Annotated in this window: 22 protein-coding genes; 17 read left to right on the plus strand and 5 right to left on the minus strand. The window is 41.8% G+C overall.

Annotation, left to right across the window (positions count from 1 at the left end; genetic code table 11):
* Window positions 1–106 precede the first annotated feature (106 nt).
* On the plus strand, window positions 107–1,432 hold the full coding sequence (brnQ, locus tag NMM25_RS02485) for a branched-chain amino acid transport system II carrier protein (protein WP_254735858.1): 1,326 nt from the start codon (window positions 107–109) through the stop codon (window positions 1,430–1,432).
* A gap of 48 nt (window positions 1,433–1,480) precedes the next feature.
* Here the strand turns inward: brnQ and NMM25_RS02490 are convergent, their stop codons facing one another.
* Entirely contained in the window at window positions 1,481–2,032 is a 552-nt protein-coding gene (locus tag NMM25_RS02490) for a DUF1307 domain-containing protein (RefSeq protein WP_254735859.1), read from the minus strand.
* 318 nt (window positions 2,033–2,350) lie between these two features.
* On the minus strand, window positions 2,351–2,902 hold the full coding sequence (locus NMM25_RS02495; protein ID WP_254735860.1) for a DUF1307 domain-containing protein: 552 nt from the start codon (window positions 2,900–2,902) through the stop codon (window positions 2,351–2,353).
* A 139-nt stretch (window positions 2,903–3,041) separates the two neighbouring features.
* Between NMM25_RS02495 and NMM25_RS02500 the strand changes: the two genes are divergently transcribed.
* From NMM25_RS02500 to NMM25_RS02575, 16 genes are all read left to right on the plus strand, one after another.
* Window positions 3,042–4,079 carry a M42 family metallopeptidase gene (locus NMM25_RS02500; protein ID WP_254735861.1) on the plus strand — a complete coding sequence of 346 codons (1,038 nt, stop codon included), beginning with the start codon at window positions 3,042–3,044 and terminating at the stop codon, window positions 4,077–4,079.
* 1 nt (window position 4,080) lies between these two features.
* Window positions 4,081–4,542: an HIT family protein gene (locus NMM25_RS02505; RefSeq protein ID WP_254735862.1), complete on the plus strand. Its 462-nt coding sequence runs from the start codon at window positions 4,081–4,083 to the stop codon at window positions 4,540–4,542.
* A 14-nt stretch (window positions 4,543–4,556) separates the two neighbouring features.
* Window positions 4,557–5,273 (plus strand): LD-carboxypeptidase LdcB/DacB, encoded by a 717-nt coding sequence (gene ldcB, locus NMM25_RS02510; protein ID WP_254735863.1) that lies wholly within the window; start codon window positions 4,557–4,559, stop codon window positions 5,271–5,273.
* A 122-nt stretch (window positions 5,274–5,395) separates the two neighbouring features.
* On the plus strand, window positions 5,396–5,821 hold the full coding sequence (gene rplK, locus NMM25_RS02515; protein WP_001085808.1) for a 50S ribosomal protein L11: 426 nt from the start codon (window positions 5,396–5,398) through the stop codon (window positions 5,819–5,821).
* 207 nt (window positions 5,822–6,028) lie between these two features.
* Window positions 6,029–6,718, plus strand: a complete 690-nt coding sequence (rplA, locus tag NMM25_RS02520) for a 50S ribosomal protein L1 (protein WP_001085675.1) — start codon at window positions 6,029–6,031, stop codon at window positions 6,716–6,718.
* 175 nt (window positions 6,719–6,893) lie between these two features.
* Complete coding sequence (locus NMM25_RS02525; RefSeq protein ID WP_198459905.1) at window positions 6,894–7,406, plus strand: adenine phosphoribosyltransferase; 513 nt, start codon at window positions 6,894–6,896, stop codon at window positions 7,404–7,406.
* Window positions 7,407–7,592: 186 nt separating this feature from the next.
* The gene (metA, locus tag NMM25_RS02530) at window positions 7,593–8,537 is read left to right on the plus strand and encodes a homoserine O-succinyltransferase (protein ID WP_001122729.1); all 945 of its coding nucleotides are present in this window, start codon (window positions 7,593–7,595) and stop codon (window positions 8,535–8,537) included.
* 8 nt (window positions 8,538–8,545) lie between these two features.
* Window positions 8,546–9,223, plus strand: a complete 678-nt coding sequence (locus NMM25_RS02535; RefSeq protein WP_254735864.1) for a DnaD domain-containing protein — start codon at window positions 8,546–8,548, stop codon at window positions 9,221–9,223.
* A gap of 96 nt (window positions 9,224–9,319) precedes the next feature.
* Window positions 9,320–10,078, plus strand: coding sequence for a triose-phosphate isomerase (tpiA, locus tag NMM25_RS02540; RefSeq protein ID WP_000087900.1), 759 nt, complete (start codon window positions 9,320–9,322; stop codon window positions 10,076–10,078).
* A gap of 188 nt (window positions 10,079–10,266) precedes the next feature.
* A complete protein-coding gene (locus NMM25_RS02545) occupies window positions 10,267–10,785 on the plus strand; it encodes a DNA starvation/stationary phase protection protein (protein ID WP_000229890.1) in 519 nt (172 codons plus the stop codon).
* A 209-nt stretch (window positions 10,786–10,994) separates the two neighbouring features.
* Complete coding sequence (locus NMM25_RS02550; protein ID WP_254735865.1) at window positions 10,995–11,333, plus strand: zinc ribbon domain-containing protein YjdM; 339 nt, start codon at window positions 10,995–10,997, stop codon at window positions 11,331–11,333.
* A 2-nt stretch (window positions 11,334–11,335) separates the two neighbouring features.
* Window positions 11,336–11,959, plus strand: a complete 624-nt coding sequence (locus tag NMM25_RS02555) for a Pr6Pr family membrane protein (RefSeq protein WP_254735866.1) — start codon at window positions 11,336–11,338, stop codon at window positions 11,957–11,959.
* Between the two features lie 112 nt (window positions 11,960–12,071).
* Entirely contained in the window at window positions 12,072–13,223 is a 1,152-nt protein-coding gene (locus NMM25_RS02560) for an MFS transporter (RefSeq protein WP_254735867.1), read from the plus strand.
* A gap of 97 nt (window positions 13,224–13,320) precedes the next feature.
* A complete protein-coding gene (truA, locus tag NMM25_RS02565) occupies window positions 13,321–14,070 on the plus strand; it encodes a tRNA pseudouridine(38-40) synthase TruA (protein WP_254735868.1) in 750 nt (249 codons plus the stop codon).
* Entirely contained in the window at window positions 14,060–14,833 is a 774-nt protein-coding gene (locus NMM25_RS02570) for a bifunctional hydroxymethylpyrimidine kinase/phosphomethylpyrimidine kinase (RefSeq protein ID WP_254735869.1), read from the plus strand. The genes truA and NMM25_RS02570 overlap by 11 nt, the downstream gene beginning before the upstream one ends.
* Window positions 14,811–15,272 carry an ECF transporter S component gene (locus NMM25_RS02575; protein ID WP_000814995.1) on the plus strand — a complete coding sequence of 154 codons (462 nt, stop codon included), beginning with the start codon at window positions 14,811–14,813 and terminating at the stop codon, window positions 15,270–15,272. Before NMM25_RS02570 ends, NMM25_RS02575 begins: the two co-directional genes overlap by 23 nt.
* Window positions 15,273–15,312: 40 nt before the next feature.
* On the opposite strand, the gene NMM25_RS02580 is transcribed toward NMM25_RS02575, so the two are convergent.
* The 3 genes from NMM25_RS02580 to murT all read right to left on the minus strand — a co-directional run bounded on the left by NMM25_RS02580 (window position 15,313) and on the right by murT (window position 18,648).
* On the minus strand, window positions 15,313–16,395 hold the full coding sequence (locus NMM25_RS02580) for a Xaa-Pro peptidase family protein (RefSeq protein WP_254735870.1): 1,083 nt from the start codon (window positions 16,393–16,395) through the stop codon (window positions 15,313–15,315).
* A gap of 127 nt (window positions 16,396–16,522) precedes the next feature.
* Window positions 16,523–17,305, minus strand: coding sequence for a lipid II isoglutaminyl synthase subunit GatD (gatD, locus tag NMM25_RS02585; RefSeq protein WP_254735871.1), 783 nt, complete (start codon window positions 17,303–17,305; stop codon window positions 16,523–16,525).
* Complete coding sequence (murT, locus tag NMM25_RS02590) at window positions 17,305–18,648, minus strand: lipid II isoglutaminyl synthase subunit MurT (RefSeq protein ID WP_254735872.1); 1,344 nt, start codon at window positions 18,646–18,648, stop codon at window positions 17,305–17,307. The genes gatD and murT overlap by 1 nt, the downstream gene beginning before the upstream one ends.
* Window positions 18,649–18,764 lie beyond the last annotated feature (116 nt).

Here is an 18,764-nt window from a genome sequence, read left to right on the forward strand (position 1 = left end):
TTTTTAAAAATATTGAAAACATTCAATGATTAATTTTGGATACTTTTTTCAGAGTCTTAATCATGGTATACTAGGTCAGTATTTTAGAAATATGAAGGAGATTTTTATGGCTAAAAAAGGTGCCCTAACAGGCTTGCTCCTGTTTGGAATATTTTTTGGTGCGGGGAACTTGATCTTTCCGCCTTCTCTAGGTGCCCTATCTGGGGAACAGTTTCTTCCTGCCATCGCAGGTTTTGTCTTTTCAGGTGTCGGTATTGCCGTCTTGACACTTATTATTGGAACGCTAAACCCGAAAGGATACATTCACGAGATTTCTAAGAAAATCTCACCTTGGTTTGCGACACTTTATCTTGCAGTCCTCTATCTATCAATTGGCCCCTTCTTTGCCATTCCGCGTACAGCCACAACAGCTTACGAAGTTGGGATTAGCCCCCTCTTATCCGAAGCAAACAAAGGTCTAGGATTGATTGTCTTTACCGTGCTTTACTTTGTAGCGGCTTATTTGATTTCACTCAATCCATCAAAAATCTTGGATCGAATCGGACGTATCTTGACGCCAGTCTTTGCTTTGTTGATCGTTATCTTGGTTGTACTAGGTGCCTTCAAATACGGTGGAACCAGTCCTCAAACTGCGTCAGCTGCTTATCAAGCTTCTGCCTTTGGTACAGGATTCCTAGAAGGTTATAACACCTTGGATGCCCTTGCCTCAGTGGCTTTTAGTGTGATTGCTGTTCAAACCTTGAGACAACTTGGATTCTCCAGTAAGAAAGAATACATTTCAACTATTTGGGTGGTTGGTATCGTTGTAGCTCTTGCCTTTAGCGCTCTTTATATCGGTTTAGGATTCCTTGGAAATCACTTCCCAGTACCAGCAGAAGTGATGAAGGGTGGAACACCAGGTGTTTATATCTTGTCGCAAGCAACTCAGGAAATCTTTGGTTCAACAGCTCAACTCTTCCTTGCTGTTATGGTAACTGTAACCTGCTTCACAACGACAGTTGGATTGATTGTGTCGACAGCAGAGTTCTTTAACGGACGTTTCCCTCAAATCAGCTACAAGGTCTATGCCACTGCCTTTACCTTGATTGGATTTGCTATTGCAAACCTCGGTTTGGATGCAATCATTAAGTACTCAGTGCCAGTACTGGTAATCTTGTACCCAATCACCATCGCCATTGTGATGATCGTGATTGTTAATAAGTTTGTCGCCCTATCAAAACCGGGCATGCAGTTAACTATTGGGCTTGTTACAGCTATTGCTCTTGCAAGCGTCCTTGGAAGTTCCTTTAAGATTGAGTTTCTTGAAAATCTGACTAATGCCCTTCCGTTTGCGTCAGCCTCTCTTCCATGGCTAGTGCCAGCTATTATCGGAATCTTGCTTTCATTGGTTCTACCAAACAAACAAGAGAGTGATATTTTTGAGATGGAATAAAAAAATTCTTGGTCATCGACCAAGAATTTTTTGTATGAGCACGACTCATTAGTTGGTTTGTTCGGTATAACCAGCATCTTTAAGCATTTTTTTCGAAGCAGCAAAGCTTACACGGTTTCCAATACCAGAGTATTCGTTCGGCATTGCTTTTTTCAATTCGTCAAGACTTGCGACAGTCATGTCAACCTCGATGTTTTGGATAACTTTTTCGTCTTGAATTTCAACTTTTTGTGTAACCCCTTTGACCCCTTCATAACCTTTATAAGTATCGTCGACAATTTCCTTAATACCTTCCGCGGTATTATTAAGTTTTTCAGGGTCAAGTACATTATGAACAGTTTGTTTTACAACGTCATCTCCCTTTACAGTATACGTCAAGGTAGAATGAATTCCAGGTTTGCTATTGTGGACAAATGTGTGGATTTCTGTCTCATCTTTCTTTTCAGATGATTGTTGACTGCTTTGTTTGGTCTCGCTTGACTGAGTTGTTGTGTCTTCTTTGGTACTGCTGCTAGCAGGTGTAGAAGCTTGTTTGGAACATCCAAGCAGGAGGACAAGTGAAGTCACTAGGGCTAGTGAAGTTTTAATATAAGTTTTCATAGAATTTCCTTTCATAATCAAAGTATTTTGTATTATAACATGATTCTACTTCAAAATCAACTCGACTTACCCTTTCATCTGAACTGACATGATAATGAACAGAAACTAGTCAGATGATTAAAGTTTTGTCTCTATCTGTTTCAAATATCTTTTATCCTATGGCTTTATAAGGGTGTGAAGTTTTAAATGCACTTTTTATGGGATTTGGAGGAATCTATTGGACTCATCGGTTAGGGATGTAATAAAATACCCCAAGAGTTAGAGTTGTGTCTAACTTTTGGGGTGGACCTACACTAGTCTATATGAAATTTTAGGAGATTAGTTCGTCTTTTCTGTGAATCCCATTTTTTCCAGTGCTTTTTTAGAGTTTGAGAAACTCACACGATTACCGATACCAGAATATTCTTCAGGAAGTGCTTTTCTAAGTTCGCTAATGCTTGCAACTGAGAAATCAACTTCTAGATCTTGAACAACTTTTCCATCTTTGATTTCAATCGTTTGTTTAACACCTTTGAGTCCATTATAACCTTTGTACTTTTCTTCGATAAAACTCTTGACATCTTCTGGAGTTGCACCAAGGATTTCAGGATCAGCAATGTTATGAGCTGATTGCTTGATAACATTGTCGCCTTCTACAGTATAAACCAAGGTAGAAGTGATTCCAGAATTATTTTTGTTTACAAAAGTATGTGTTTTAGTTGTTTCTTTCTTCTCAGAAGATTGCTCAGTGCTTTGTTTGCTCTCACTTGACTGAGTTGTTGTGTCTTCTTTGCTACTGCTGCTAGCAGGTGTTGATGCTTGTTTGGAACATCCGAGTAGGAGGACAAGTGAAGCCACAAGGGCTAGTGATACTTTAAAGTAGGATTTCATATTTTTACTTTCCTTTCATAATCAAAGCATTTGTATTATAACATGGATCTATAGTGAAAGCAACTAAACATAATTTTTCCCCTTTTGAGAAGGAGTCTGACTAGAAAAATGTTATAATGGTAGCAAAAGAGGTGAAGAAATGAATCAGACTATAAACTATATCAAAGAACTAACCGCCATTGCATCGCCAACGGGTTTCACTCGGGAGATTTCAGACTACCTAGTCCATACTTTAGAAGAGCTTGGTTACCAGCCGGTTCGTACAGCCAAGGGCGGTGTCAATGTGACCATTAAAGGTCAAAATGATAAGCAACAACGTTATGTGACTGCCCATGTGGATACGCTAGGTGCTATTGTTCGTGCAGTCAAACCAGACGGTCGTCTCAAAATGGACCGTATCGGTGGTTTCCCTTGGAACATGATTGAAGGGGAGAACTGTACGGTTCATGTGGCTAGCACAGATAAAAAGGTATCTGGAACCATCCTCATTCACCAGACTTCTTGCCATGTCTACAAAGATGCAGGAACTGCAGAACGCACACAGGACAATATGGAAGTGCGTTTGGATGCAAAAGTAACCAATGAAAAAGAAACTCGTGCTCTTGGGATTGAGGTCGGTGATTTTATCAGCTTTGATCCACGGACAGTTGTGACAGAGACTGGTTTTATCAAGTCACGTCACTTGGATGACAAGGTCAGCGCAGCGATTTTGCTCAATCTTCTTCGTATTTACAAGGAAGAAAAGATTGAATTACCAGTAACAACTCATTTTGCTTTTTCAGTCTTTGAAGAGGTGGGCCACGGTGCTAACTCCAATATTCCAACTCAAGTGGTGGAATATCTAGCTGTCGATATGGGAGCTATGGGCGATGACCAGCAGACGGATGAGTATACAGTGTCTATCTGTGTCAAGGACGCTTCAGGTCCCTATCACTATGACTTCCGTCAACACTTGGTAGCTTTGGCGAAAGAGCAAGATATTCCATTTAAGCTCGACATTTATCCATTTTACGGTTCGGATGCTTCCGCAGCCATGTCCTCAGGAGCAGAAGTCAAGCATGCCCTCCTTGGAGCTGGTATTGAGTCCAGTCACTCTTACGAACGAACACACATTGATTCGGTCGTGGCGACTGAGCGTGTGGTCGATGCTTATCTCAAGAGTGCATTGGTAGACTAATATGTGCTTGATTTGTCAAAGAATTGAATGGATCAAGGCAGGGGAAAATCCCTACTTTGTAAAAGAACTAGAAACAGGCTATGTTGTTATTGGGGACCATCAATACTTTAAGGGCTATACCTTATTTCTGGCAAAAGAGCATGTCACAGAACTCCACCATATGGAGACTTCTGTAAAACTTCGTTTTCTAGAGGAAATGAGTTTGGTCCAAGAAGCTGTTGCCAAAGCGTTTAAAGCTGAAAAGATGAACATCGAACTGTTAGGAAATGGAGATGCCCACGCTCACTGGCACCTCTTTCCAAGACGATCAGGTGATATGAGGGGTCATGGACTTAATGGTCGTGGTCCAGTCTGGTGGGTGCCCTGGGAAGAAATGGCGTCAGAAGATTGCCAAGTGAAATCCCATGAGTTGGAACAAATGATTAAAGCCTTATCCGATGAATTAGAGAAGCACATGGCCTAAGAGAGGAAGAAAAAATGAAAAAAAGATACATCGTTTTATCAGGTTTGCTAGCAGTAACCCTAGCAGCATGTTCTCAAGAAAAACCTAAAAATGAAGAAAACACTCAAAAAACGGAACAAACTAGTCAACCTGAAGGAACTGTAGGAAGCGAATCCCAAGCCTCTAGTCAGAAGAAGGCAGAAGTTGTCAATAAGGGAGACTACTATAGTATTCAAGGGAAGTACGATGAAATCGTCATAGCTAATAAGCACTATCCTTTGTCAAAAGACTATAATCCAGGAGAAAATCCAACAGCTAAAGCAGAGTTGGTCAAACTCATTGCAGCAATGCAAGCAGCTGGCTACCCAATCAGCGATCACTACAGTGGTTTTAGAAGTTATGAAACTCAAACCAAACTTTATCAAGACTATGTGAATCAAGACGGTAAGGAAGCAGCAGATCGCTACTCAGCTCGACCAGGTTATAGTGAACACCAAACAGGTCTTGCTTTTGATTTGATTGGGACTAATGGAGAATTGGTGACAGAGGAGAAGGCAGCTCAGTGGCTCTTAGATCATGCAGCTGACTATGGCTTTGTCGTTCGCTATCTCAAAGGCAAAGAAAAAGAGACTGGCTACATGGCAGAAGAATGGCATCTTCGCTACGTTGGAAAAGAAGCCAAAGAAATTGCTGCAAGTGGTCTCAGTTTGGAAGAGTACTATGGCTTTGAAGGTGGCGATTACGTCGATTAAAAAAGTAATTTTTCTCTTGCATTTTTAGATAAATAGTGTATAATAGAAAGGTATGTATAAAGCATACTTGTGGGAGGTAAAAATCTTACATTACCGCCAAAACCACAAAGGAGGATTTAAAAATGGCTAAAAAAGTCGAAAAACTTGTAAAATTGCAAATCCCTGCTGGTAAAGCTACACCAGCTCCACCAGTTGGACCTGCTCTTGGTCAAGCTGGTATCAACATCATGGGATTCACAAAAGAGTTCAACGCTCGTACAGCTGACCAAGCTGGTATGATCATTCCAGTTGTTATCTCAGTATACGAAGACAAATCATTTACTTTCGTTACAAAAACACCACCAGCTGCTGTTCTTTTGAAAAAAGCTGCAGGTGTTGAAAAAGGATCAGGTACACCTAACAAAACTAAAGTTGCTACAGTTACTCGTGCACAAGTACAAGAAATTGCAGAAACTAAGATGCCAGATTTGAACGCAGCAAACATTGAGTCTGCAATGCGTATGATCGAAGGTACTGCTCGTTCTATGGGATTCACTGTTGTTGACTAATCAATAACACAGTAGAAAATCTCACAGCAGTCTATTAGTTGCTTTTCATACTAGGCAAGTGACTGACGCTTGTACTTGGGTACAGCAAAGGAACTGAACGAAGTAGGAAAAGGAAAATAATAGACTGAAAACCCGCAAGACTTCATCATTTCGAGAAGTGACGTGGGAGATGAAAATCGATTGAACCACTTACAAGGAGAATAGAAAATGGCTAAAAAAAGCAAACAACTTCGTGCTGCTCTTGAGAAAATCGACAGCACAAAAGCATACAGTGTAGAAGAAGCTGTAGCACTTGCAAAAGAAACTAACTTTGCAAAATTTGACGCAACTGTAGAAGTTGCTTACAACTTGAACATCGACGTTAAAAAAGCTGACCAACAAATCCGTGGAGCAATGGTATTGCCAAACGGTACTGGTAAAACTTCGCGCGTTCTTGTTTTCGCACGTGGTGCAAAAGCTGAAGAAGCAAAAGCTGCTGGTGCAGACTTTGTTGGTGAAGATGACCTTGTTGCGAAAATCAACGACGGTTGGTTGGACTTCGACGTAGTTATCGCTACACCTGACATGATGGCTCTTGTTGGACGTCTTGGACGTGTCCTTGGACCACGTAACTTGATGCCAAACCCTAAGACTGGTACTGTAACAATGGATGTTGCTAAAGCAGTTGAAGAGTCTAAAGGTGGTAAGATTACTTACCGTGCTGACCGTGCAGGTAACGTTCAAGCAATCATCGGTAAAGTATCATTTGAAGCTGAAAAATTGGTTGAAAACTTCAAAGCTTTCAACGAAACAATCCAAAAAGCAAAACCAGCCACAGCTAAAGGAACTTACGTAACAAACTTGACAATCACGACTACTCAAGGTGTTGGTATCAAGGTTGACGTGAACTCACTTTAATTAACAGATTTTTAAAAACGAGTACGAATGTGCTCGTTTTTTTGATGATAAGTTCACACTAGGGGAAATAACTCCATTAATAGCCTGATGGAGTAATAGAATAGTGCTTTTCTTCTTCTTCTTTCACAAAAAATGTGGTATAATAGAGAGTAAAAACTTTGAAAGAAAGAAAAAGATGAATTTAAAAGATTATATCGCAACGATTGAAAACTATCCTAAGGAAGGCATCACCTTCCGTGATATCAGCCCTTTGATGGCAGATGGAAATGCTTATAGCTATGCTGTTCGTGAAATTGTTCAGTATGCAACAGACAAGAAGATCGACATGATCGTGGGGCCAGAGGCTCGAGGATTTATTGTTGGCTGCCCAGTTGCTTTTGAGTTAGGAATTGGCTTTGCTCCTGTTCGTAAACCTGGGAAATTGCCACGTGAAGTCATTTCTGCTGACTATGAGAAAGAGTACGGTATTGATACCTTGACCATGCATGCTGATGCGATTAAGCCAGGCCAACGTGTTCTCATCGTAGATGATCTCTTGGCAACAGGTGGAACTGTCAAAGCAACGATTGAGATGATTGAAAGACTTGGTGGAGTTGTAGCCGGTTGTGCTTTCTTGATTGAGCTGGATGAGCTTAGAGGCCGTGAAAAAATCGGAGATTACGATTACAAGGTACTTATGCATTATTAATGAAAAACAGTCCTTGGGGCTGTTTTCTCTTCATCTGCTATATAAATTAACTATAGCTAGTTAGAGAAAAACTATAATTGAAAACTATATCTTCATACAGTATAATAAAGGGAAGAAGTATTTGGAGGTTTTTGCTTTCAAACAGACAACATCATTCCCGAAATAGAGAACTGTTAGGAGGGTATTATGCCGATTCGAATTGATAAAAAATTACCAGCTGTGGAGATTTTAAGGACAGAAAATATCTTTGTTATGGACGACCAACGGGCTGCTCATCAGGATATTCGCCCCTTGAAGATTTTGATTTTAAATCTCATGCCTCAAAAGATGGTAACAGAAACGCAACTCTTACGGCATTTGGCTAATACCCCTTTGCAATTAGATATTGATTTCTTATATATGGAAACACATCGTTCCAAGACAACTCGTGCCGAACATATGGAAACCTTCTATAAGACCTTTCCAGAGGTCAAGGATGACTTTTTTGATGGAATGATTATCACAGGAGCACCAGTGGAGCATTTGCCTTTTGAGGAGGTAGATTACTGGGAAGAATTCAAGCAGGTCATCGAATGGTCCAAGACGCATGTTTTTTCAACCCTTCATATCTGTTGGGGAGCACAAGCAGGTCTTTATGTTCGCTATGGCGTTGAAAAGCACCAGATGGATCGGAAACTATCAGGTATTTACCCACAGGATACCTTAAAAGAGGGGCACCTTCTTTTTAGAGGTTTTGATGATCGCTATGTAGCTCCTCATTCTCGTCATACTGAGATTTTAAAAGAAGAAATCTTAAACAAGACCAATCTTGAGATTCTGTCAGAAGGTCCTGAGGTTGGGGTTTCCATCCTAGCTAGTCGAGATCTACGTGAGATTTATAGTTTTGGTCATTTGGAGTACGATCGTGACACTTTAGCAAGAGAGTATTTTCGTGATTATGAGGCGGGGCTCGACCCTCATATCCCAGAGAACTACTTTAAAAATGATGATGTGAATGAGACACCGTGTCTCTGTTGGTCTTCATCAGCTGCCCTCTTTTTCAGCAATTGGGTGAACTATGCAGTTTATCAGGAAACCCCTTTTGACTGGAGGAAGGTAGAGGATGATGCGGCTGCATTTGGATATTTATAAGAGGAATTATGACATATTTTGACGCTTTCAAATCAGGGAACTTGGTTTTGCCAAGTGCCCTGCTCTTGCATCTTAAGGAACTCTTTCCTTCCAGCGAAGATTTTCTCGTCTGGCAATTTTTCTATTTACAAAATACCACAGCCCTAGGAGATGTTTCGCCTAGCCAAATAGCTAAAATCATTGGGAAAGAGGTGGCAGATGTCAACCAATCCATTTCGAATTTGACTGAAAATGGTTTGCTACAATATCGGACCATTGAACTAAATGGGGAAATTGAGCTGATTTTTGATGCTAGTCTGGCTTTTGAACGCTTGGATAGCTTGTTGGATAGCCAAACTCCAGCTGCAACTGCCCCAAACTCCAAAAATCAATTGAAGGATCTGGTTGAAACCTTTCAGCAGGAATTGGGACGCTTGTTAACACCATTTGAAATCGAAGATCTTTCCAAGACTGTCAAAGACGATGGAATCAAGGCGGATTTGATCAAGGAAGCTCTCCGAGAGGCGGTTTTTAATGGCAAACCAAACTGGAAGTACATTCAGGCAATCCTTCGTAACTGGCGCCATGAAGGTATCCAGTCTGTAGCTCAGGTGGAGGCCAAACGAGCAGAGCGAGAAGCGAACAATCCCAAACAAGTTCAGGCTTCAGCTGATTTCCTCGATGCCATGAATTTGTGGCAAGATTAGTCGCTTGAAAAATCTTGAAAATTAGAGTAAGGTTTGCAAGCTCCTTATAAATATGATAGAATAATAGTGAATAAAATGAAAAAAGAGGTATGTGAAATGTCACGTAAACCATTTATCGCTGGTAACTGGAAAATGAACAAAAATCCAGAAGAAGCAAAAGCATTCGTTGAAGCCGTTGCATCAAAACTTCCTTCATCAGACCTTGTTGAAGCAGGTATCGCAGCTCCTGCAGTTGATTTGACAGCTGTTCTTGCTGCTGCTAAAGGTTCAAACCTTAAAGTTGCTGCTCAAAACTGCTACTTTGAAAATGCAGGTGCGTTCACTGGTGAAACTAGCCCACAAGTTTTGAAAGAAATCGGTACAGACTACGTTGTGATCGGTCACTCAGAACGTCGTGACTACTTCCATGAAACTGACGAAGATATCAACAAAAAAGCAAAAGCAATCTTTGCAAACGGTATGCTTCCAATCATCTGTTGTGGTGAGTCACTTGAAACTTACGAAGCTGGTAAAGCGGCTGAATTCGTAGGTGCTCAAGTATCTGCTGCATTGGCTGGCTTGACAGCTGAACAAGTTGCTTCAACAGTTATCGCTTACGAGCCAATCTGGGCTATCGGTACTGGTAAATCAGCTTCACAAGACGACGCACAAAAAATGTGTAAAGTTGTTCGTGACGTTGTAGCTGCTGACTTTGGTCAAGAAGTTGCGGACAAAGTTCGTGTTCAATACGGTGGTTCTGTTAAACCTGAAAACGTAGCTTCATACATGGCTTGCCCAGACGTTGACGGTGCCCTTGTTGGTGGTGCGTCACTTGAAGCTGAAAGCTTCTTGGCATTGCTTGACTTTGTAAAATAATCTAATTTATTCCAGACAGTCTTCTAAGACTGTCTTTTTTATAGCGGTCGTATATTTTTCTTAAATTATCAGTCTATTACAACTTTTCTCAGATAGTACACTTTCCTTGCTATCGTTTTCTGGTAGTAGTATACTTATATTGTAACCACTAAGAAGATGGTTACAAAAAAAAGAAAGAGGTAAGAAATATGGTTGAATTGAAAAAAGAAGCAGTAAAAGACGTTACAACATTATCTAAAACAGCGCCAGTAGCATTGGCAAAAACAAAGGAAGTATTGAACCAAGCAGTAGCAGACTTGTATGTGGCTCACATTGCCCTTCACCAAGTACACTGGTATATGCGTGGTCGTGGTTTCCTCGTATGGCATCCAAAAATGGATGAATACATGGACAGCCTTGATGGCTATCTTGACGAAATCAGTGAACGTTTGATCACCCTTGGTGGTAAACCTTACTCAACTTTGACAGAGTTCCTTCAACACAGTGAAATCGAAGAAGAAGAAGGAGAATTCCGTAACGTTGAAGAAAGCTTGGAACGTGTTCTAGCGATTTATCGCTACCTCATCGCTCTTTTCCAAAAAGCTTTGGATGTGACTGATGAAGAAGGCGATGATGTTACAAACGATATCTTTGTTGGTGCTAAGGCTGAACTTGAGAAAACAGTTTGGATGCTTGCAGCAGAACTTGGACAAGCTCCTGGTTTGTAAAATATAGTTGCTACCCCTTTTATCATGAGGTACCTGATAAGTGCCCATGACCAATCATCTTTTAAAAGTCATGTAACTGTAAACAGTTGCATGATTTTTTTGTTTGCTGGACTTAGGACACATTGTCAAAAGTAGGATTTTACGGTATAATAGTTGCTGTTCAATAACATATGAATTTTAAAGAATAATTGTTAGTTTTAGGAGGACTTATGAACAACTTACCAAATTGCCCAAAATGTAATTCAGAATATGTCTACGAAGACGGAAGCCTCTTGGTCTGCCCAGAGTGTGCCTATGAATGGAACCCTGCAGAAGTTGCAGAAGTAGAAGAAGGTGTTGTTGCTATCGATGCCAATGGAAATAAATTGGCTGACGGCGATACTGTGACCCTTATCAAGGACTTGAAAGTAAAAGGTGCGCCAAAGGATTTGAAACAAGGAACTCACGTTAAAAATATCCGTATCGTAGAAGGTGACCACAACATCGACTGTAAGATTGATGGTTTTGGAGCTATGAAACTTAAGTCAGAGTTTGTTAAGAAAATCTAGCCATGAAACTGAATTATAAATTTATCTTTTATAGTCGTGTGCTCTTATTCTTAGCGGCATTTACAGGAGTTTATTTGGAGATTACCAAGCACGGTGGCTTTGGTATGCTCCTTTACTACACAGTGTTGTCCAATCTTTTGGTAACGATTTTCACGGGCTATCTGCTCCGTGTGATGAGCCGTTCAGGTGAAAATTGGCAAAGTCCGACCTTGCTTCGTCTCAAGGGTAGCGTCACCATGAGTATCATGATTACCTGTGTGATTTACCATTTTATGCTTGCTCCGATTGCGACAGACTTTTACAGAGTGGAAAATTTCCTTTGCCACTATATCGTTCCACTCTGGTTTTTAGCCGACACCCTCTTCTTTGATAAACAGGGTCAATACAAGATCTGGGATCCAGTCTTGTGGACCATCTTGCCCTTGGTTTATATGATTTTTGCCTTGTTTAACGGCCTGGTCTTAAAACTCAATATTCCGAATTCCAAGGACAATCCCTTCCCTTATTTCTTTTTAAATGTGAACAAGGGTTGGGACGTGGTTATCAAATGGTGTTTGATCATTTTTGCGGCTTATATGGTTGCAGTCTTCATCTTCTATCTGATCAAGCAAATCAAGCGAAAATAGTCTTCCTATGAGGAAAGTTAGGACGGAGTCTCTAGTTCAATCGGGCTCCTTCTTTTCTTGCCATCTTCCTTTTAAAAGGATCAACAGTGAGAAATATATAGAAAGAAAATCCATGAAACAATATTTAGAACGGGCTAGTATTTTGGCCCTCTCCCTCGTTTTGATTACCTCCTTTTCCATCTCAAGTGCTCTGCCAGCCATGTTTGACTATTATCAAGGCTACCCCAAAGAACAAATCGAGCTCCTGGTCAGTCTCCCTTCTTTTGGAATCATGATTATGCTGGTTTTAAATGGATTTTTGGAGCGTTTGCTTCCTGAGCGACTTCAGATTAGTCTGGGACTTCTCATCCTCTCTATCGGTGGAACAGCTCCCTTCTGGTATCAGGATTATAACTTTGTCTTTGCGATGCGGATTTTATTTGGCTTGGGTGTTGGGATGATCAATGCCAAGGCTATTTCCATCATCAGCGAACGATATCATGGAAAGACACGGATCCAGATGCTGGGTCTCCGCGGATCAGCAGAAGTTGTCGGGGCGTCGATTTTGACTCTAGTGGTAGGTCAACTCTTATCCTTGGGATGGACAGTGACCTTCTTGGCCTACAGTGCGGGATTTTTAGTATTGATCCTTTATCTGCTCTTTGTCCCTTATGGGAAAGAGAAGAAAGAAACAAAGAAAAAAGAGACCGAAACGACTCGTTTGACAGGACAGATGAAAGGCTTGATTTTTCTATTGGCTGTCGAAGCAGCAGTTGTTGTCTGCACCAATACAGCTATCACCATACGCATTCCTAGTCTGATGGTGGAAAGAGGTCTAGGGGATGCCCAGTTATCGAGTTTGGTTTTAAGTATCATGCAGTTGATTGGTATCTTGGCAGGTGTGAGTTTTTCTTTCTTTATCTCTCTGTTTAAAGAAAGGTTGCTCCTTTGGTCAGGTATCACCTTTGGATTGGGGCAGATTGTGATTGCCTTGTCTCCGTCATTGGGTGTGATGGTAGTTGGAAGTGTTGTGGCAGGTTTTTCTTACAGTGTGGCCTTGACCACTGTCTTTCAACTTCTTTCTGAAAGAATCCCAGCCAAGCTCCTTAATCAGGCAACATCTTTTGCAGTGCTAGGATGTAGCTTTGGAGCCTTTACGACACCTTTTATTCTTGGGGCGATTGGCTTGGTGACTCAAAACGGTATGTTGGTCTTCACCATTTTAGGATGCTGGTTGATTGTCACTTCTATCTTTGTTATGTACGCACTTCAAAAGAGAGCTTAGGATTGGTTTCCTAAGTTTTTCTTTTTGATATTTGTACCCAGACAATTATCGGTTTTTAAACTTGTTTACACTTTTATTTCCTGATAAAATAGAAGTTATGACAAGATATAAAGCAACTATTTCTTATGATGGTTATGCCTTTGCTGGTTTTCAGCGCCAGCCTCATGTGCGGAGTGTTCAAGAGGAAATCGAAAAAACCTTAGCGAGACTCAATAAGGGGCAAGCCATCACTGTTCATGGTGCTGGTAGGACGGATAGTGGGGTCCATGCTCTGGGACAGGTTATTCATTTTGATCTGCCCTATCAGATGGATGAGGAAAAACTCCGTTTTGCTCTGGATACCCAGTCTCCAGAAGATATCGATGTGATTTCGATTGAGCTTGTGGCGGATGATTTTCATTGCCGTTATGCAAAACATAGCAAGACCTATGAGTTTATAGTAGATAGGGGGCGTCCTAAGAATCCGATGCGTCGTCACTATGCCACTCACTTTCCTTATCCGCTCGATGTGGAGCGGATGCAGGAGGCTGTCAAGAAATTAGAAGGAACCCATGATTTTACCGGTTTTACAGCATCTGGGACTAGTGTAGAGGATAAGGTTCGAACCATTACAGAAGCCAGCCTTAGTGTTGATGAGACAGGCCAATTTTTGACCTTTACCTTTTCAGGAAATGGTTTCTTGTATAAGCAGATTCGCAATATGGTGGGGACGCTGCTCAAAATCGGAAATAATCGAATGCCAGTTGAGCAGATTGACTTGATTTTGGAGAAGAAGGACAGGCAGCTAGCAGGCCCAACGGCTGCACCGAATGGCTTGTATTTAAAGGAGATTCGTTATGAAGAATAATCGTATTTTAGCCCTTTCTGGGAATGATATTTTTAGTGGTGGTGGTTTATCAGCTGATCTTGCCACCTATACCTTAAACGGCTTGCATGGCTTTGTAGCAGTGACTTGTTTGACAGCCTTGACAGAGAAGGGGTTTGAAGTCTTCCCTACAGATGATACTATTTTCCAACATGAGTTGAATAGCTTACGTGATGTCGAGTTTGCAGGGATTAAGATTGGCCTTCTTCCTACTGTCAGTGTGGCTGAGAAGGCCTTGGACTTTATCAAGCAACGTCCAGGAGTGCCTGTGGTATTGGACCCCGTTTTGGTCTGCAAGGAAACGCACGACGTGGCTGTTAGTGAGCTCTGCCAAGAGTTGATTCGTTTTTTCCCTCATGTCAGTGTGATTACGCCAAATCTTCCTGAAGCAGAATTGTTAGCGGGTCAAGAGATCAAAACATTGGAAGATATGAAAAATGCAGCGCAGAAATTGCATGATTTAGGAGCGCCAGCAGTTATTATCAAGGGAGGCAATCGCCTCAGTCAGGACAAGGCAGTGGATGTCTTTTATGATGGACAAACTTTCACTGTTCTAGAAAACCCAGTCATTCAAGGCCAAAATGCGGGTGCAGGATGTACCTTTGCCTCAAGCATCGCCAGTCACTTGGTTAAAGGGGATGAACTTTTACCAGCAGTAGAGAGCTCGAAAGCTTTCGTTTACCGTGCTATTGCACAAGCAGATCAATATGGAGTAAGACAATATGAAGCAAACCAAAACAACTAAAATCGCCCTTGTATCCCTCTTAACCGCCCTTTCTGTGGTTCTAGGTTATTACTTGAAAATTGGAACGCCAACAGGAATATTGACTCTCTTGGATGCAGGTATTTTCTTTACTGCCTTTTACTTTGGCAGTAAAGAAGGGGCCGTCGTTGGAGGACTAGCAGCTTTTCTGCTTGACCTTTTATCAGGCTTTCCACAGTGGATGTTCTTTAGCTTGGTAAACCATGGCTTGCAAGGATTTTTTGCAGGTTTTAAAGGGAAATGGCAATGGCTAGGCCTTGTCTTGGCTACTATCGTCATGGTAAGTGGCTACGCCCTGGGCTCAACTCTAATGAATGGCTGGTCAGCAGCCTTGCCAGAAATCCTTCCAAACTTCCTACAAAATACCTTGGGAATGGTTGTGGGATTTGTAGTCTTTCAGAGTGTCAAGAAGATAAAATAAAAAAGTCAGCTTCAATAGCTGACTTTTTGCTTATCTAGGTTTAATCAAAATAAAGCAAATCTTTGCTGGTGCTTGTAAAGAGGTCAAAGCCATCCTTGGTAACAACACCACAGTCTTCGATACGAACGCCGACTTTACCAGGGATATAGATACCTGGTTCAACAGAGAAGCACATGCCTTCTTCGATGACCATGTCGTTTCCTTCCATGATAGAAGGGAATTCGTGGACATCCATACCGATACCGTGACCGAGACGGTGGTTGAAGTACTCTCCGTAACCAGCTTTTTCAATGACTTCGCGAGCAGCGCGATCAACTTCATGTGCAGTCACACCTGGCTTGATAAAGTCAAGAGCAGCTTGTTGGGCTTCCAGAGTCAAGTTGTAGATATCTTTTTTGAATTGATCTGGTTTACCGACAGCGACCGTACGAGTCATATCTGATGCGTAGCCATTGACCATGACACCGAGGTCAAAGAGGAGAAGAGCGTCTTTTTCGACCTTGTTTCCACCAGGAATTCCGTGCGGATTTGCAGCGTTATCGCCAGTCAAGACCATGGTATCAAAACTCATTTCATAGCCTTCACGTTTCATGGCAAAGTCGATTTGGGCAATGATATCTGTCTCTGTCTTATCAAGAGAAATATTGTCAAAACCAACCTTAACAGCCTTATCAGCATAGATACCTGCAACCATCATTTTTTGCACTTCGTCAGCTGATTTGATGAGGCGCATGCGTTGGATGCGAGGAGTGAGGTTTTCAAACTCAGCAGTTTCAAAAACTGTTTTCAAACCATGGTATTTGGTCAAGATGAGATTGTCAAACTCAACAGCGACACGTTTGAAGTCAAGTTGAGGCAAAGCGTTTTTGATTTTTTGCCATGGATTTTCAGAATCCACATAGCCCACAACTGGGAAAGAGACAGTGCTGCTTGCACGCTCTACATCAAGAGCTGGGACAAAGAGGAGAGGTTCCTGATCCGCTAAAACAAAGAGGAACATTTGGCGTTCATGGGGATCACTGTAAAAGCCAGTGAGGTAATTGATAGTGACGGGGTCAGATACGACAGCGACGTCTAGTTTTTCTGATTCAAGATATGTTAGGATTTGTTGTAATTTAGACATATGCTACCTTCTTTCTACCCCTCTATTTTGGCAAAAAATGAGAGAAAATGCAAGGGAGAAGGGTAAAAGAACAGGCAAAAAGAACTCCGACAAGATAGTGGAGTTCTTTTATCTAATTTTCCTTAGTTTAAGAAAAGTCAGCCTTGCTTTTCACGTCGCTGTATTCTTCAGCGATTTCTTGACTGAGAATGTCCTCATAAGCAGGGAGTTGGATGTCCTGACCGTATTTTTTCCGGAGGGCAGTAGTAACCAGGCGATAAGCTAGATTGGCATTACGAGAGAGGATAGGTCCGTGGAAGTAGGAACCAAAGACATTCTTATAATGAACCCCTTCGCCGACCTTTTCCTCGTTGTTTCCATTTCCATAGACCACCTGTCCCAGCGGTTTTTGGTCATCTGAGAGGAAGGTACGTCCCTGATGATTTTCAAAGCCATAGTAGGTTTCATCAAAATCTTCATTGTGAATTTTGATGTCACCAATAAAGCGATTATTGGTCTGGTTGAGGGTGTAGTGGCCCATGACCCCTAGCCCTTCTATGCGTTTCCCTGATGCCTCAACATAATATTGCCCCAATAGTTGGAAACCACCGCAGATAGCGAGAACCACTCCGTCGTTTTGGATGTAGTTGTCAATGCTCTCTTTTTTAGCAGGTAGGTCGTCTGCAATGATACTCTGTTCAAAGTCTTGACCACCGCCGAAAAAGGCAATATCATAGTAGTCTTCATTAAAATCATCATGAAGTGAAACGATGTCAACCGTCACATGGGCCCCTAGTTTTTCAGCCACATACTTGAGCATGAGGATGTTTCCATTATCCCCGTAGGTATTCATGAGGTTTCCGTAGAGGTGGGCAATGTTGAGCTGATAAGGGTAGTTGCCAGCTTTTGAGGAAAGTGAAGTATAAACCATTAGTTCATCTCCTTTCTAACAATCTGACGACTAGCCAGCAGTTCGCGGAATTCTAGCATAGCAGTATAGGTAGCCAGGATATAGGCATGCTTACAATCTTGGTTCTCAATGGTCTTGAGAACTTGTTCCAGATTGCTTGTTTCAGTGATTTTCTCAGCTGGATAGCCTGTCACTCGAAGACGGCGTGCAATTTCAGAATGACGAACACCACCAGCGTTGATTTCAGGAATGTCCATGTCAGTGATTTGTTCAAAGTCAGCATCCCAGATCCAGCTAGTATCAATCCCATCAGCATAGTTGGCGTTGAGAAGGACAGATAGGCTAAATGGATAAGGAGCTAGTTTGATCATCTCGATAGCTTGGGTCGCGCCAACAGGATTTTTAATCAAGACAAGAGTACATTCTTTGTCACCGATATGGAAGGTTTCCTGACGACCAAAGACAGCACGACTCTTATCAAATCCTTGCTTGATCCGTTGCGAATCTGCGCCAAGGAAACGGGCGATGGCAACTGCAGCTAGCGCATTGTAGATGTTGTAAAGTCCACCGATTTGGATGCCGTATTCTTGTCCGTCAATGACAAAGCGAGAGCGATTGTTAGTCAATTCAACCAATTCTGTCAGACGGTAGTCCAAGTCAGGACGTTTGCAACCACAATTTTCACAGATATAGGCCCCCAAGTTGGCATAGGTATTGTGCTCATATTTGAGGATGCCTTGACAGTCAGGGCAGAGAATACCTTCGGTATTGTAGTGAGCTAGTTGGGCTGGCCCTTTCTCCAAGTCAAAACCAAAATACTCTACAGGATTTGGAATAGCTGGCTTGTAGAAAAGTGGACTGTCACCATTGAGGAGAACAGTAGCCGTAGGCACCTTACGAATGGCATCCAAAATCATCTTATAAGTTGTGTAAATCTCACCGTAGCGGTCCATCTGATCACGGAAAATGTTGGTGATGACAAAAAGACTAGGATGGATATAGTCACAGATACGAGATAGGCTGGCCTCGTCGATTTCGAGGACGGCAATGTTTTTCCCAGTTTTAGAAGATTTGGCTGTTAGGAAGGTTGTTGTAATCCCTGTAATCATATTGGCACCGCTAGGATTGGTCAGAACCTGACCATAGACCTCCTTTAAAATGCCGACAGTGAGAGCAGTTGTCAGGGTTTTCCCGTTGGTTCCAGTGACCACGACAATCTCGTAGTTCTTAGCTAAATTTTGTAAAATATCTTTATCAAATTGAAGGGAGAGTTTTCCTGGGAGCGTACTTCCACGGCCAAGACGGCTCAAGATGAAGTGAGAAGAACGCCCAGCTAGGAGACCCAAAGTAGTTTTTAATTTCATGTTTCTATTATATCATACTGCGCCCAGCAGTCCAATAACTAAAGTAACCTCTAAGAACAACTAAAGAAGTAACCTTAGAAGTGCTTTTTAGGTTCTGATTAAACCAAACCAATCAA

Source organism: Streptococcus sp. CF10-1 (assembly GCF_024295825.1).
Classification (GTDB): Bacteria; Bacillota; Bacilli; order Lactobacillales; family Streptococcaceae; genus Streptococcus.